The following is a 14771-nucleotide window of genomic DNA, read 5'->3' on the forward strand; positions in this document are numbered from 1 at the left end:
CGGAAACCGCGGGGGGTAATGACCTGACGCCTGAACGACTACCATTGGGAATGGCTTCCCGGGCTCTGGGTTCATGTCTGCGTTCATGGAAACTAGCCTTTTTTTGCTAGATACCAAAAGCAAATTGCGAGCCCCCCCAGGCCGAGCCACGGCGCCAGGGCAAAGTCACCAATATAGGGCACCTTGCCCGGTGCGCTCACCGCGAGGACAGCAACGAGTACCCCCATTAAAGCCTCACCGGTAATCAGGCCCGAAGCCAGCAGCAAGCCATCGCCTTCAGTCTCTTGGGGTTGCCCATGGGACTGGCGGCGCTTGCGCTGCCAGTGCGCCAATAGGCCGCCGAGGAAGATCGGGATTGACAGTCCCAGAGGCAAATAAACACCTACGGCCACTGCGAGTACCGGGAATCGGAACTCGGCCCCGCGTTTTTTCTGTATCTGATCCAGCGCGATAAGCAGTACTGCCAAGCCAAAGCCAATAAAGATAAAGTTCCACTCGATACCCGCACCAAAAATCCCGGTTGAAAGATCACGCATCAGGCTCGCCTGGGGCGCGGAAAGCGGAACTGCTCCGGGATTTACCGGGCTCGCCCGGCCTATGCCGTAGCCCTGGTCGAGAATGGATAGTACCAACGGAATGGCCCCGGCGGCAGCGACCACACCAACAAGCTGGAAAACCTGCTGGCGCCAGGGGGTGGCGCCGAGAATATGTCCGCATTTGAGGTCTTGCATATTGTCGCCAGCGATGGCGGCGGCGGAACAGATCATGCCTGCCAGGTACATAACCGCGATGGGGCCGAGTCGTCCCGCGATTCCCTCGTTCCCCATCAGTTGCAACAGGATCAGCGCCGAGACGATCACCGTGGCGATGGTTACACCACTGATTGGATTGTTACTGGAACCCACTAGGCCAGCCATATACCCTGCCACCGAGGCGAAGATGAATCCCAGTACCAGCATCAGTGCCGACATGATGGCGGCAATCCAGAAGCGGCTTGGGAAGCCGTCCAGGGCGTGCAGGAAAATGAAATACAGCGGCACTGCGGACAGCAATACCAGCAGGCTGACGTAGGGAATGGGCATATCCTGCTCGGTGCGCAGCGGTATCTGGCCCGCTTTCGCCTGCCGGTGCGCACGCAGGGAGGCCTTGACGCCATCTACCAATGGTCGTGCCAGGGTGATCAGTGACCAGACGCCGCCGACCATCATGGCGCCCACACCGATGCGTCGGCACTGTTGCCAGGAGGCGTTGGCAAGGTTGTCCCAGTCTTGTGCGCTCCAGCCACTCATATCGCCGCTGACACCGGCGAGCTGCCGAAGCTCCTCTCCATTTATCAACCAGTTAATCGGCACGCCGATCAGGGTGCCGATCACCCCGCCGATAAAAACCAGCACGGCCACGTTCAGTCCAACGATGTAGCCCACCCCGAGTAGTGCTGGGCTGAGGGTGATATTGCCGGTAAACAGCCAGTGGCCGCCGAGCCAGCTCTTGGTGGCGGCGACGCCCCCGGCCAGCAGGCCAACACCGGATTCAAGCATTTTGATCAGGCCGCCGAGCCCGGCGGCGCGCAACAGCAAGTGCAGGCCACGCTTGGCCTCTTTGTTGGGGCGGTATTCAGGGTGATCTTTGTCGGTTTCGATACCGCCGGTCTTTAGCACCTGCGCAGTCGCCACACCTTCGGGGAATGCCAGCTCGGTTTCCACGATCAGGGCTCGCCGCAGGGGAATGGTAAATGCCACACCGAGCAGGCCGCCGAGAATGCCGATCAGGGTCAGGGTGCTCCAGTGGTAACCGCTCCAGGCACCCATCATCACCAGTGCCGGCATGGTGAAGATGATCCCCGCCGCCAGTGATTCACCGGCAGAGGCGGAGGTCTGCACCATATTGTTTTCAAGGATGGTGGATCGTCGGAACAGCCGCAGTATCCCCATGGAGGTGGCGGCAGCGGGAATGGAAGCCGAAACCGTAAGGCCGACCAGCAGGCCGATATAGGCATTGGCGGCCGAGAGCACTGCGGAGAGCAAGGCGCCGAGGATTAGAGCCTTAAGCGTTAGCTCATTGAGTATCTGATCGGCGGGTACAAGAGGACGGTCGGCCATAAACAATTCCGTGTTGTTAGGCGTTTATGTCTCTTTAGATAGCAAAAAAAGGGGCAGTCTGCCCCTTTTTATCCTGAATACTTGCGTTCTCTTTATAAAAACTCAGTTCGCGCTCTGCTCGATCTCCAGTGCGTTCAGGATACTTGCGGTCGGCTCCACCTGGTTCATGGTGTAAAAGTGCAGCCCCGGTGCGCCGCCTTCCAGCAGCGTTTCACACAGATCGGTAACGATCTCCAGCCCCAGCTTTTTTATGTCTTCCGGGTCGCGGTAGCTTTCCATGCGGTATTTCAGCCAACGTGGAATTTCGGCACCGCAGTTGCGGGAGAAGCGTGCAAGGTTGGTGAAGTTGGTGATCGGCATGATGCCCGGATAAATGGGCGCGTTGATACCGGCCTTTTCACACTGGTCCAGGAAGTAGAAATAGGCATCCGGGTTGTAAAAGTACTGGGTCAGCGCGCTGTTCGCCCCCGCCTCAAACTTGCCCTTGAGGAAGCGGATATCGGCGTCGTAGCTTTCTGCTTCCGGGTGGATTTCCGGGTAGGCGGCTACTTCCAGGTGGAAGTGTTCGCCGTAGTGACGACGGATAAATGCCACCAGCTCATTCGCGTAAACCAGCTGCGCCACTGAACCCATACCGGAGGGGATATCACCGCGCAGGGCAACGATGCGATCGACCCCGGCTTCCTTGTAGCGCTCCAGCAGGCCGAGTACGGTTTCCTCGTTGTCGCCGCCGAAAGAAAGGTGCGGGGCGATGGAGATACCGTCCCGGCGCAGGCTGGTAACGATGTTAGCGGTAGTGTCACGGGTAGTACCGCCGGCACCGTAGGTCAGCGAGAAAAACGCGGGGTTGAATGCCTGCAGTTTCTCGCGGGTGTTGTACAGCTTTTCCCGACCCTGTTCGGTTTTCGGCGGGAAAAATTCGAAGCTGATACGTAAATCACTCATTGTTCTGTTCCATTCCCTCGGCTTGCTGGCCCCGGGAATGAGTCCGGGGCCAGCATCGCAAAGGTCAATTAATACTTGTAGCTTTCCGGCTTGTAGGGGCCATCAACGGATACACCGATGTATTTGGCCTGGTCTTCGGTCATGCGGGTAATCACACCGCCAAAGCCTTCCACCATGTACTTGGCCACTTCCTCGTCCAGGTGTTTCGGCAGCACTTTTACGTAGAGTGCAGAAACTTTCTGGTCCGCGGGCAGGTCGGCAAACTTTTCGTTGTACAGGTGGATCTGTGCCAGCACCTGGTTGGCGAAGGAGCCGTCCATAATGCGGCTGGGGTGGCCGGTGGCGTTGCCGAGGTTCACCAGGCGGCCCTCGGACAGCAGCAGCAGGTGGTCATTGGTTGCTGCGTCGCGCACGATTTTGTGCACCTGCGGTTTTACTTCCTGCCACTCCCAGTTCGCACGCATAAATGCGGTGTCGATTTCGTTGTCAAAGTGACCGATGTTGGAAACCACGGCGCCGGACTTCAGTGCCTTCAGCATGTTGGCGTCGCAAACGTTGACGTTGCCGGTGGTGGTCACGATCAGGTCGGTATTGGCCAGCAGTTCCTTGTTGATGCAGGACTCGCTGCCGTCGTTCACACCGTTGATGTAAGGGGATACCAGCTCGAAGCCGTCCATACAGGCCTGCATGGCACAGATGGGGTCAACCTCGGTTACTTTTACGATCATGCCTTCCTGGCGCAGGGAAGCGGCAGAGCCCTTGCCCACGTCACCGTAGCCAATAACCAGCGCTTTCTTACCTGACAGCAGGTGGTCGGTACCGCGTTTGATGGCATCGTTCAGGCTGTGGCGACAGCCGTATTTGTTGTCGTTCTTGCTCTTGGTGACAGCGTCATTCACATTGATCGCGGGTACTTTCAATGTACCGGCTTTCAGCATGTCCTGCAGGCGGTGTACACCGGTGGTGGTTTCTTCACTGATGCCGTGACAGTTGTCCAGCAGTTGCGGGTATTTGCGGTGCAGCAGCTCAGTCAGGTCGCCACCGTCGTCCAGAATCATGTTCGGCTGCCAGCCGGCAACATCAGCGCCGATGGTGCGCTCGAGGCACCATTCGTACTCTTCTTCGGTCTCGCCTTTCCACGCAAAAACCGGAATGCCGGAAGCGGCGATGGCGGCTGCGGCGTGATCCTGGGTGGAGAAAATGTTGCACGAGGACCAACGCACTTCAGCGCCCAGCGCTACCAGGGTTTCGATCAGCACCGCGGTCTGGATGGTCATGTGGATACAGCCCATGATGCGGGCGCCTGCCAGCGGCTGCTCTGCGCGGTACTTTTCACGCAGGGTGATCAGTGCGGGCATTTCGCCTTCGGCGATTTCAATTTCCATGCGGCCCCAATCGGCCAGGGAAATGTCAGCTACTTTGAAGTCTTTAAATTCGGTGCTCATCTGGTTCATTACCTAATTCTCTGAATTGTCGCTTTGGTTTTGCCAAGCGTATTGGGCGGGCTTGTGGCCCGCCTGCTTCCATTAAATACCTGCTTGCGCGCGCAGGGTCTCTGCCTTGTCGGTCTTTTCCCACGGGAAGGCAGTAAAAGTTTCGGTCTGCTCTTTGCTGTTGCTGTCGGTCCACTTGTAGGTGTGCTCGAACGGCTCGCGACCGAAGTGGCCGTAAGCAGCGGTGAGCTGGTACATCGGGTGCAGCAGGTCCAGCGCCTTGGAAATGGCGTAGGGACGCAGGTCGAAGTTTTCGCGCACCAGCTCGATCAGCTTCTCATCGCTTACCTTGCCGGTGCCGAAGGTATTGATCGACACGGAAGTCGGCTCGGCAACACCGATTGCGTAGGACACCTGGATCTCACAGCGACTGGCGAGACCGGCCGCGACGATATTTTTCGCCACGTAGCGGCCGGCATAAGCCGCGGAGCGGTCCACCTTGGAAGGGTCCTTGCCGGAGAATGCGCCGCCACCGTGACGGGCAGAGCCACCGTAGGTATCGACGATGATCTTGCGTCCGGTGAGGCCGCAGTCGCCAACCGGTCCGCCGATTACAAACTTGCCGGTGGGGTTGATGTGGAACTTGGTGTCTTCATGCAGCAGTTCTGCTGGCAGTACGTGGTGCACGATCAGCTCGAGTACCGCTTCTCGCAGGTCTTCCTGCGAAACTTCTTCGTTGTGCTGGGTGGATAGCACTACCGCATCGATCGCGCACGGCTTGCCGTTTTCGTCGTAGCGGAAAGTCACCTGGCTTTTCGCGTCCGGGCGCAGCCACGGCAGCAGGCCGGACTTGCGCGCTTCGGCCTGGCGTTCTACCAGGCGGTGTGCGTAGTAGATGGGGGAGGGCATAAAGGTCGGGGTTTCATCGGTGGCGTAGCCAAACATCAGGCCCTGGTCACCGGCGCCCTGGTCTTCCGGCTTCACCCGGTCCACGCCCTGGGCGATATCCACAGACTGTTTGCCGATGACGTTGATGACACCGCAGGTCTCACCGTCGTAGCCGACATCGGAAGAGGTGTAGCCGATATCGGTAATTACTTTGCGCACCAGGTCTTCCAGGTCTACCCAGGCGGAGGTGCTGATTTCACCGGCGATTACGGCGATACCAGTCTTTACGAGGGTCTCACAGGCGACGCGCGCATTCTTGTCGCGCGCCAGCAGTGCGTCCAGTACCGCATCGGAAATCTGGTCGGCGATTTTATCCGGATGGCCTTCGGATACGGATTCCGAAGTAAAGATGCTGTATTCACTCATTGTGTTCTCTCCAATTGCGCCGCAGGCGCTCCTTTTGCGCTTTCATGCGCTCCATATAGTTAGTCCGCTACTGGCGGTCTTAAACTTTCAAAAATTCTTGAATCTGGATCTGAAATCCGTTGCGCAGCGCACTGTGTACACTGCGCCCCTTTGACAGCCCGGCGTCGGCTGCCCATTCAACCAATTGCTGCGGCGCAAACCCCAGCCACAAATCCCCGCAGGCATCGCGCGCCCAGTCCTGGGCGTGATCGTGCAGCTCGGTAATCAACAGCTGGCCACCGGGCTTCAGTGATTTTTGCAGGTCGTGAAAGATCTGCGCGGGTTCCGGTGTGTGGTGCAACACCATGTTCACCACAATGCAATCCGAACTATCAGGCCGCGACGCCGCTGCACGGGTGTCATCGCAGACAAACTCGATATTTTGCAGGCCTTTCTCATCGGCAAAGGCCTGCGCCCGTTCCAGCATCGTCTTCGACAGGTCCAGCGCCGTCACCGTGCCAAAGCGGTTTGCCAGCTCCTCCAGGAACTCGCCCTCACCGGGGCCGACCTCAAGGGCGTGACGGCCCGGTTTCAGCAGCTGTGCTACCTGCGGACCGTAGACGCTATAACTGGCGATTAACTCCTGTTGTTCACGGAAGCGGTTGCCGTAGTCGGCGAAGAAGCGGCGTGAGGCCTCGGCGCGTTCGGCGGCAATGTGGGCCACGGTCGCCGCGCGGGTTTCCGTCAGCGGCAGCTGATCGAGGCCGTGAAACAGTTGTTGTAGCAGGTCGCTGCTTGCTGTGCGGCGATAGAACAGGTTGTTGCCCTCGCGGCGCTTGCTCACCAGCCCGGCCTGGGCCAGCACCTTTAAATGGTGCGAAAGGGCCGGCTGGCGCAGGTCAAAGATGCGACACAGCTCAAGCACGCTATAGGAGTCCTGCGCCAGCAGGCGCAGAATTTCCAGGCGCAGGGGGTCGCCAGCGGCCTTGAGGGTCGCCGCCAGTTGCGGAAGCTGGTCGCTGCTGTGCGTTTTGCCGCCCTCTGCGCTGTCGTCAGGGGCACTGTTGGAATCAAGCATGACGGCGAGTCTAGCAGTGCTTCTGCCCTGCATCAAAATATTTTGATGCAGCTGCATAAATTTTTTTTGATACAGTTGTAACCAATTTGTGAAAGGCTGGCCGGATTACCCCAGATTTTGATTGCCCGGGAAAATCTTATTCCCCGGGCGGGAGATTTGAGTCCGCAGCCTTTGCGCCCGACGGGGGTTTACGGGAAAATACGCCCCCCGTTTTGCCAGACTTAGACCATTGATCGAAAACTGCTGGCAGCGTGGAATCGCGGCAAACTGGCCGTCAGAGCCGGGCCCGCAGCGCATCTGATGAACCGAAGATCCCAAACCGAGAGATCCCTATGTCTTCTACTCCGTCTCGCACAGAAAAGGCCAACGCCATCCGCGCCCTGTCCATGGACGCGGTCCAAAAAGCCAAAAGCGGCCACCCGGGCGCCCCTATGGGTATGGCAGATATCGCCGAAGTGCTGTGGAACGACTATCTGAAACACAACCCGGCCAACCCGGAATGGGCGGACCGCGACCGCTTCGTGCTGTCCAACGGCCACGGTTCCATGCTGCTGTATTCCCTGCTGCACCTGACAGGCTATGACCTGTCTATCCATGAGCTGCAGAACTTCCGCCAGCTGCACTCCAAGACCCCGGGCCACCCGGAGTACGGCTACGCCCCGGGCGTGGAAACCACCACCGGCCCCCTGGGCCAGGGCATCACCAATGCCGTGGGCTTCGCACTGGCCGAGAAAGTTCTCGCCGCTCAGTTCAACCGCGAAGGCTATGAGCTGGTTGACCACAACACCTACTGTTTCCTGGGTGACGGCTGCCTGATGGAAGGTATCTCCCACGAAGCCTGCTCCCTGGCCGGTACCCTGGGCCTGGGCAAACTGATTGCTTTCTACGACGACAACGGCATCTCCATCGACGGTGAAGTGGAAGGCTGGTTCACCGACGACACGCCCAAGCGTTTCGAATCCTATGGCTGGCACGTCATCCCCAATGTGGACGGTCACGACCCGGCCGCGATCAAGGCTGCCATCGAAGAAGCCCGTGCAGAAACCAGCAAGCCCACCATCATTTGCTGCAAGACCGTGATCGGTTTCGGCTCCCCCAACAAGCAGGGCCGCGAAGAGTGTCACGGTGCGCCGCTGGGCGACGAAGAGATCGCACTGGTACGCGAGACCCTGGGCTGGAAGCACGAGCCGTTTGTGATCCCCGAAGACCTGTACCACGCCTGGGACGGCCGCGCAAAAGGCGCCGAGCAGGAAGACGAGTGGAACGATATTTTCGAAGACTATAAGGAAGCCCACCCGGAGCTGGCGGATGAGTTTGTGCGCCGTATGAAGGGTGACCTCCCCGCGGACTTCCTCGCCAAGGCCGATGAATACATCAAGCAGTGCCAGGCCGACGGCGACAAAATCGCCTCCCGTAAGGCCAGCCAGAACACCCTGAATGCCTACGGCCCGCTGCTGCCGGAATTCCTTGGTGGCTCCGCCGACCTCGCCGGCTCCAACCTCACCATCTGGTCGGGTTCTAAAGGTGTTAGCGCCGACGATGCCAGCGGCAACTACGTCTACTACGGCGTGCGTGAATTCGGCATGAGCGCCATCATGAACGGCATCGCCCTGCACGGTGGTTTCGTACCCTACGGCGCTACCTTCCTGATGTTTATGGAATACGCCCGCAACGCCGTGCGCATGGCCGCGCTGATGAAGCAGAAGGTCATCTTCGTCTACACCCACGATTCCATTGGTCTCGGCGAAGACGGCCCCACCCACCAGCCGGTAGAGCAGCTTACCGCCCTGCGTTCCACGCCCAACCTGCAGACCTGGCGCCCCTGCGACGCCACTGAATCTGCGGTGAGCTGGAAAATGGCCGTATCCCGCCACGACGGCCCCAGCGCTCTCATCTTCAGCCGCCAGGGCCTCGCCCCGCAGGCGCGCACCGATGAGCAGTTGGCCAACGTCGAGAAAGGCGGATACATCCTGCGCGATTGTGACGGCGAACCCGAAGCCATCATCATCGCCACCGGCTCCGAAGTGGAGCTCGCCACCGCCGCTGCTGAACAACTGTCCGGCCGCAAAGTGCGTGTGGTTTCCATGCCCTGTGCCGAAGCCTTCGCAGCACAGACCGCCGACTACCGTGAATCCGTACTGCCTTCCAGCGTGCGCGCCCGCGTAGCCGTAGAAGCCGGTCACAAGGACTACTGGTACAAGTTCGTGGGCTTTGACGGTGCCATTGTCGGTATGGAAACCTTTGGTGAATCCGCACCGGCTGGTGATCTGATGAAGCACTTCGGTATCACTGCCGAGAAAGTTGCGGAAGCGGTTGAAGGACTGCTGAAGTAAGTAACTTTGGCTGCCGAAACTTTTCACAAAGTTCTGTAGCCAGAATAGAAGGTCGGGTGCCGGGTACGGGTTTTCAGGAGCGTCGGCAAACAGGAAGTTTGCGACGCAGCGCCCAGAGATGGGTTGAAGGGGGGCGCCTAGCCCGGTCCTGAAAACCCGTACCCAGTGCCCGGCCGCCACCGCATTGGAATAGAGCAAGACCGAGGGCGGTGGATAGAGCCCGAGGTACGTATGCCCACCCCAATAAGACTCGCAATTAACGGCTACGGCCGCATCGGGCGCTCGGTTTTAAGAGCCCTGTACGAATCCAACCTGCGCGACCAGCTGCAGATCGTCGCCATTAACGAACTGGCCGACTGCGCTACCATCGCCCACCTCACTAAATACGATACTGTTCATGGCCGCTTCCACGGCACCGTCGCTGTGCACGATGAAATGCTGCAGGTCAACGACGACATAATCGCCGTAACCCACCATGAAGAACTCGAGCAGCTCGACTGGCGCAATCCACAGGTCGACATAGTCCTGGAGTGCACCGGCAGCTTCACCGAACGCGAACGCGCCGAGTTGCACCTGAAAGCCGGCGCGAAAAAAGTCATCTTCTCGCAACCGGCCCAGAGCGACGTCGATGCAACCATTGTTTACGGCGTCAATGACACTGCGCTGGACGGCCGTGAGACGATCATCTCCGCCGCCTCCTGCACCACCAACTGCAGCATCCCCGTTATTGCGGCGCTGGAAAGCGCGTTCGGTATCGAAGCCGGTGTCATCACCACCATTCATTCCGCGATGAACGACCAGCCGGTAAACGACGCTTACCACCATACCGACCTGCGCAAAACCCGCTCCGCTATCTCGTCAATAATCCCCGTTGACACAGGCCTCGCCCGCGGGATCGAGCGTATATTTCCCGATATGGCCGGCAAGTTCGAAGCCCAGGCCATGCGCGTACCCACCATTAATGTGTCCGCCATCGATCTCTCGGTACAGCTGAAAAAAAATGTTACCCAGGCGGAAGTAAACTCGCTCCTGAAGAGAGCGGCGGAGACCCGCTTCGAAGGCGTGCTGGGCTATACCGAAGAGCCTCTTGCCTCCTGCGATTACAACCACGACCCTCGTTCCGGCATCGTCGATGCCAGTCAAACGCGGGTCGCCGGTGGCCGCCTGGTAAAGGTGCTGATCTGGTTCGACAACGAATGGGGGTTTGCTAATCGCATGCTGGATATAACCCGGCAGCTGCGCGATTAATTGCCGAGTTCCGCGGTACCGTGAAAATCTATTTGCTGACTCACGAGCGTGAGCTCGACAGGCCTACCAATACCGGGTCAATTGCGCTGTCCATCGCAGGTGGTGATGGGGGGCTGGTTCAGCGTGTGATATGGAGTCGCACCAGTCCGAGCCAGCCATTACTCTCTGTGCTGGAAAGTGGCGACAGTGGATTGTTGTATCCGCAATCGGAAATTGCGGGCCCCGAGGTGTCGCTTGAGCAATGCGAACATTTCGTCTTGCTGGACGCTACCTGGCAGGAGGCGCGCAAGATGTACAATCGCAGCCCCTATTTGCATCCGCTAAAACGTGTTGCGCTGAATGTGACAGAAACTTCTCGCTATACGCTGCGCCGGAACCAGCGGCAGGGCGGTTTGTGCACGGCGGAATGCGTTATCGAGATTTTAAGGCAGAAGGGGCAGGGGGCTTTGGCGGCGGAGATGGAATCCGAATTTGCTGCGTTCAATGCTGGCCTTGTTGAAGGGCGGCATTGAACGCAGGCTTATTAACTCATGATGGAAATATTTAGAGCATTTCCATATTGCTGTCTGATTTGTTCGCAAATACCTTGCCGCCTTTCATCACGAAGTCTACGTCCAGTAGCTCTTCGATATTTTCCAGTGGCGAACCATCGGTAGCGATGATGTCAGCCTGCTTGCCCACGGCGAGCGTGCCGATCGAATCACTCATGTTGATCAAGTCTGCGGCGTTTACGGTGGCGGACTGGATGATGGACATGGGGTCCATGCCGGCTTGATACATCAATACCGCTTCTCGTGCGTTTTCGCCGTGCCTGGAGACACCGCTGTCCGTACCAAATGCGATCTTTACGCCTGCCTCAACAGCTTTGCCGAAGTTGCCCTGCATATCGGCGCCTACCCGTATCGCTTTTGCTTTCTGCGACTCGGTCAGAATGTCGGTGTTCTTTGCCATCTGGACCACGGTATCCCCAGCCAGCAGTGTGGGCACCAGATAGGCGCCGGTTTTGCGGAACAGGCGATGTGATTTGGGGCCGGCGTAGGTTCCGTGCTCGATGCTGTCTACCCCAGCCTCCAGGGCGGCGATAATGCCATCTTCCTGGTGTGCATGGCTGGCAACCTTGCGACCCATACGCTGTGCGGCCAGCACAACCTCGCGCAGCTCGTCCGCTTCCATCTGTTGGCCTGTGCCTGTGGCGCGGTCCGTAAGCACGCCCCCGGTGGAGGTGATTTTGATCAGGTCGGCACCGTATTTGATCGTATGACGAGTTGCACGCCGGCAGTCATAGGGACCGTCACAGACCGTCTTGTTGCTCTCGTCGTGGTAGGCCATCAGCTCCGGGCTCATGCCGCTGATATCCGCATGTCCGCCAGTAATGCCAACCATGCCCGCAGCGATGATACGTGGGCCGTCCACCCAGCCCTTGTTCACCGCATCCCGCAGTGCGTACAACTCTTCGCCACTGTTGCCGACGTCGCGAACGGTGGTAAACCCGGCCTTGAGGGTACGCATGGCAAACTGTTGTGAGCGCATCTGCATGGCAGGCTTTGACATTCTCAGAGCTTCAGAATCGTTCTTGGGCCCGAGTTCTCCCTGAAGGTGCACGTGCATGTCCATCAGACCAGGCATGACAAAGGCGTGCCTCAAATCAATAACCTTTGCGTCAGCCCTGTCGATAAAGCCCATGGTGACATCGGTAATCGTCCCGTCCTCAATCACCACGCTGTATTCTCGCAGAGGTGGTTTACCTGGCTCTGCCAGCAGTGTGCCTGCGTGAATAACGGTGGTGGTGGCGAGCGTCTGTGACGAGACAGCGGCGGCAGCGAATGCTGCGATGAGGGTCTTTTTCATGGGGTGGCCTTTTGCGCTGGTGAAAGCTTTATTGTTTTCACTGCAAGTTACTGCAAAAGGCACCTGCCCACAATCGCCGGGTACCGGGTGGCCTGACGGTTTTCAGTTCGACAACTGCGAAGCGAGTGTTGCTCCCTTCCGGAACCGGCGCCACTCGAGAAAGCTGTCCCACCTTGAGCGTGGTTTTATAGTGGGAGCATTGCTCTGAACCTGAATTGGTAGATTGGGAAAGCACGCCTCAGGGTGTGCCTCAACCAATGAGGGAAAACGACAATGCAAAATAACAATAGATACAAAAGTTTGCTTCTCACCGCTGGCCTGACGGCCGCATTACCGGCGTTCGGCCAACAGTGCCAGTCTCCGGCACCGGTGTGGGAAGACAACTTCGACGGTACCACTTTGGATACCTCAAAGTGGGAACCCATGATTGGCGATGGTTGTAGCTACGGCATCTGTGGCTGGGGCAATAGCGAGCTCCAGTACTACAAGGCCGAGAATGCGACCGTGGCCAACGGGTTGCTCACGATCACCGCGCGCAAGGAGCGGGTACAGAGCAAGGCATACACGTCCGCACGCCTGCGCACCGCTAATATGCCCAACGGCGGCGAATGGACCAATGGCCGCTTCGAGGCACGCATCAAAGTGCCGGACGGTACCGGCATGTGGTCCGCGTTCTGGATGCTGCCCACCGATCCCGCCGAGGGCTGGCCGATCAGCGGTGAGATCGACATCCTGGAGTCGCTTGGTCAGTCGGATGAATATGTCTTTGGTACGCTGCACTATGGCGAATTCTACCCAAACAATTCCCATACCGGTAACCGCCTGCTGATCCAGCCAGAGCCCTGGTCGGCGGATTTCCATGTCTACGCACTGGAGTGGGAGCCGAATGAGATGCGCTGGTACGTGGATGACCAGCTTTACGCAACGCTTACCCCCAATGACCTGACCGACGCAGCCTACTGGACTTTCGAAAATTACCAGTACCATTTCCTGCTGAATTTGGCGGTGGGCGGTAACCTCGGCGGTGCGGTGGATGACGCCATGTTGCCGCAAACCATGCAGGTGGATTATGTGCGGATCTACGATCACGGCCAGCCCAGCGTGATAGGCGACCGTATTGTGGATAACGGTGAAACCACTACCTATTCCGTAGCGGGTGCTATTGGCGGCAACCCCAGTTACGCCTGGAGCCTGCCCGCAGACGCGACCCTGGTAGCCGGAGGCAATAGCGATACCATCACCGTGCAGTGGGGCAGCACCGGAGGCGCAGTGACTGTCAGCGTCACAGACAGCTGTGGCAGTCGCGAGCTGAGTTTGCCGGTGCATGTGGGTCCCAAGCTGGTACAGGAGTCCGTGCTGGATGACTTTGAGTCCCAGCGTAACCTGGCCTACAGCGTATTTGATGGCACCTTCGTTCAGGACGCCGCCAACCCGCAGGCGGACGCTACCAATGGTTCAGCGAGCGTGGCGATGTATACGCGCTCTGCCGGTGCCCAGTACGACGTGATTGCTGCCGACACCAGCGCGATAACCGATGCGGATCCGTTCCTCTCCGGCGACAAAGCGTTCTATATGGATGTGTTCACCAGCGCCGCTCCGGGTACCCAGATCCTGGTGCAGTTGGAGGACAGTTCCACCGCTACCGCGAGTAATTACCCCAGCGGGCGCCACTCCAAGTACGCCGCCTATGTGGGCGAGGGCAGTGGTTGGCAGCGGCTCACGTTCGAGCTGGATGATCGTATCGATGGTGCTACTCCGGCGAACGCCGTGGACAGCCTGGTGATCCTGTTCGACCCCAATACCTTCAATGCTGACACCTATTACTGGGACAATTTCGATATCTACGGTCTCGATACCGGTGCCAACCAGTCTCCCACCGCCAGTGCCAGTCAGGCCTGCAGCGGACTGGATTGCAGCTTTGACGGCAGCGGGAGCACGGACGGTGATGGTTCAGTTGTGGGCTATCAGTGGGATTTCGGTGATGGTAATTCCGCATCTACCGTCACGACCAGCCACACCTATGCCGCATCGGGTACTTACACCGTGACTCTCACGGTTACTGATGATCAAGGCGCGAGCGACCAGACCAGCTTCGATGTGAGTGTGACTGACGGTACCGAGGCCACCACCATGTACATTTCCAGTGTGGTAACCGGTACCGCGTCCGCGGGCAAGGGGCAGAAGTACGCCACCGCAACGGTGACCGTACTGGATGATCTTGGCCGCGGCGTGCCCGGTGTGTCTGTGACCGGCAACTTTAGCGGCAGCATTGTCGAAACTGGTGCGAGCGGGCTCACCGATAGCAACGGTATGGCCGATATCACCAGTGCGACTACGGCCGGCGGTAACCTCTCGGTAAGCTTCTGTGTCACCGACCTGAGTGGTGGCCTGAGCCACGACAGCGGAACCAGCAACGGGTTGTGTCAGTAAAGAAAAACGCGCGAGAGCTGTGGTAGCCGCAGCGCGCAATGAGGAAGTGATATCCCAAGAACAG

10 protein-coding genes are annotated in these 14771 nt (G+C 58.6%); 4 read left to right on the forward strand and 6 right to left on the reverse strand.

Annotation, left to right across the window (positions count from 1 at the left end; genetic code table 11):
- Positions 1 to 92: 92 nt before the first annotated feature.
- The 5 genes from LC059_RS10155 to LC059_RS10175 form a co-directional block, all read right to left on the reverse strand.
- The gene (locus LC059_RS10155; protein ID WP_226703737.1) at positions 93 to 2099 is read right to left on the reverse strand and encodes an OPT family oligopeptide transporter; all 2007 of its coding nucleotides are present in this window, start codon (positions 2097 to 2099) and stop codon (positions 93 to 95) included.
- 102 nt (positions 2100 to 2201) lie between these two features.
- Entirely contained in the window at positions 2202 to 3044 is an 843-nt protein-coding gene (gene metF / locus LC059_RS10160) for a methylenetetrahydrofolate reductase [NAD(P)H] (protein WP_226703738.1), read from the reverse strand.
- A 68-nt stretch (positions 3045 to 3112) separates the two neighbouring features.
- The gene (gene ahcY / locus LC059_RS10165) at positions 3113 to 4498 is read right to left on the reverse strand and encodes an adenosylhomocysteinase (protein ID WP_226703739.1); all 1386 of its coding nucleotides are present in this window, start codon (positions 4496 to 4498) and stop codon (positions 3113 to 3115) included.
- A 72-nt stretch (positions 4499 to 4570) separates the two neighbouring features.
- Positions 4571 to 5791: a methionine adenosyltransferase gene (gene metK, locus LC059_RS10170; protein WP_226703740.1), complete on the reverse strand. Its 1221-nt coding sequence runs from the start codon at positions 5789 to 5791 to the stop codon at positions 4571 to 4573.
- 79 nt (positions 5792 to 5870) lie between these two features.
- Positions 5871 to 6848, reverse strand: coding sequence for a metalloregulator ArsR/SmtB family transcription factor (locus LC059_RS10175; RefSeq protein ID WP_226703741.1), 978 nt, complete (start codon positions 6846 to 6848; stop codon positions 5871 to 5873).
- A 332-nt stretch (positions 6849 to 7180) separates the two neighbouring features.
- Between LC059_RS10175 and tkt the strand changes: the two genes are divergently transcribed.
- The 3 genes from tkt to LC059_RS10190 all read left to right on the forward strand — a co-directional run bounded on the left by tkt (position 7181) and on the right by LC059_RS10190 (position 10941).
- A complete protein-coding gene (gene tkt / locus LC059_RS10180) occupies positions 7181 to 9181 on the forward strand; it encodes a transketolase (protein ID WP_226703742.1) in 2001 nt (666 codons plus the stop codon).
- A 231-nt stretch (positions 9182 to 9412) separates the two neighbouring features.
- A complete protein-coding gene (gene gap, locus LC059_RS10185) occupies positions 9413 to 10429 on the forward strand; it encodes a type I glyceraldehyde-3-phosphate dehydrogenase (RefSeq protein WP_226703743.1) in 1017 nt (338 codons plus the stop codon).
- Positions 10430 to 10449: 20 nt separating this feature from the next.
- On the forward strand, positions 10450 to 10941 hold the full coding sequence (locus tag LC059_RS10190) for a DTW domain-containing protein (RefSeq protein ID WP_226703744.1): 492 nt from the start codon (positions 10450 to 10452) through the stop codon (positions 10939 to 10941).
- A 31-nt stretch (positions 10942 to 10972) separates the two neighbouring features.
- On the opposite strand, the gene LC059_RS10195 is transcribed toward LC059_RS10190, so the two are convergent.
- Complete coding sequence (locus LC059_RS10195; protein ID WP_226703745.1) at positions 10973 to 12277, reverse strand: metal-dependent hydrolase family protein; 1305 nt, start codon at positions 12275 to 12277, stop codon at positions 10973 to 10975.
- 273 nt (positions 12278 to 12550) lie between these two features.
- Here LC059_RS10195 and LC059_RS10200 point away from each other — a divergent pair, with 273 nt between their 5' ends.
- The gene (locus LC059_RS10200; RefSeq protein WP_226703746.1) at positions 12551 to 14707 is read left to right on the forward strand and encodes a PKD domain-containing protein; all 2157 of its coding nucleotides are present in this window, start codon (positions 12551 to 12553) and stop codon (positions 14705 to 14707) included.
- Positions 14708 to 14771 lie beyond the last annotated feature (64 nt).

It is taken from the genome of Microbulbifer elongatus (assembly GCF_020524885.1).
GTDB lineage: Bacteria > Pseudomonadota > Gammaproteobacteria > Pseudomonadales > Cellvibrionaceae > Microbulbifer > Microbulbifer elongatus_A.

What these genes read in the sequence shown, in the direction of transcription:
- LC059_RS10155 (WP_226703737.1), bottom strand. Translation starts at nt 2,099, where the DNA reads ATGGCCGACCGTCCTCTTGTACCCGCCGATCAGATACTCAATGAGCTA.
- metF (WP_226703738.1), bottom strand. Translation starts at nt 3,044, where the DNA reads ATGAGTGATTTACGTATCAGCTTCGAATTTTTCCCGCCGAAAACCGAA.
- ahcY (WP_226703739.1), bottom strand. Translation starts at nt 4,498, where the DNA reads ATGAACCAGATGAGCACCGAATTTAAAGACTTCAAAGTAGCTGACATT.
- metK (WP_226703740.1), bottom strand. Translation starts at nt 5,791, where the DNA reads ATGAGTGAATACAGCATCTTTACTTCGGAATCCGTATCCGAAGGCCAT.
- LC059_RS10175 (WP_226703741.1), bottom strand. Translation starts at nt 6,848, where the DNA reads ATGCTTGATTCCAACAGTGCCCCTGACGACAGCGCAGAGGGCGGCAAA.
- tkt (WP_226703742.1), top strand. Translation starts at nt 7,181, where the DNA reads ATGTCTTCTACTCCGTCTCGCACAGAAAAGGCCAACGCCATCCGCGCC.
- gap (WP_226703743.1), top strand. Translation starts at nt 9,413, where the DNA reads ATGCCCACCCCAATAAGACTCGCAATTAACGGCTACGGCCGCATCGGG.
- LC059_RS10195 (WP_226703745.1), bottom strand. Translation starts at nt 12,277, where the DNA reads ATGAAAAAGACCCTCATCGCAGCATTCGCTGCCGCCGCTGTCTCGTCA.
- LC059_RS10200 (WP_226703746.1), top strand. Translation starts at nt 12,551, where the DNA reads ATGCAAAATAACAATAGATACAAAAGTTTGCTTCTCACCGCTGGCCTG.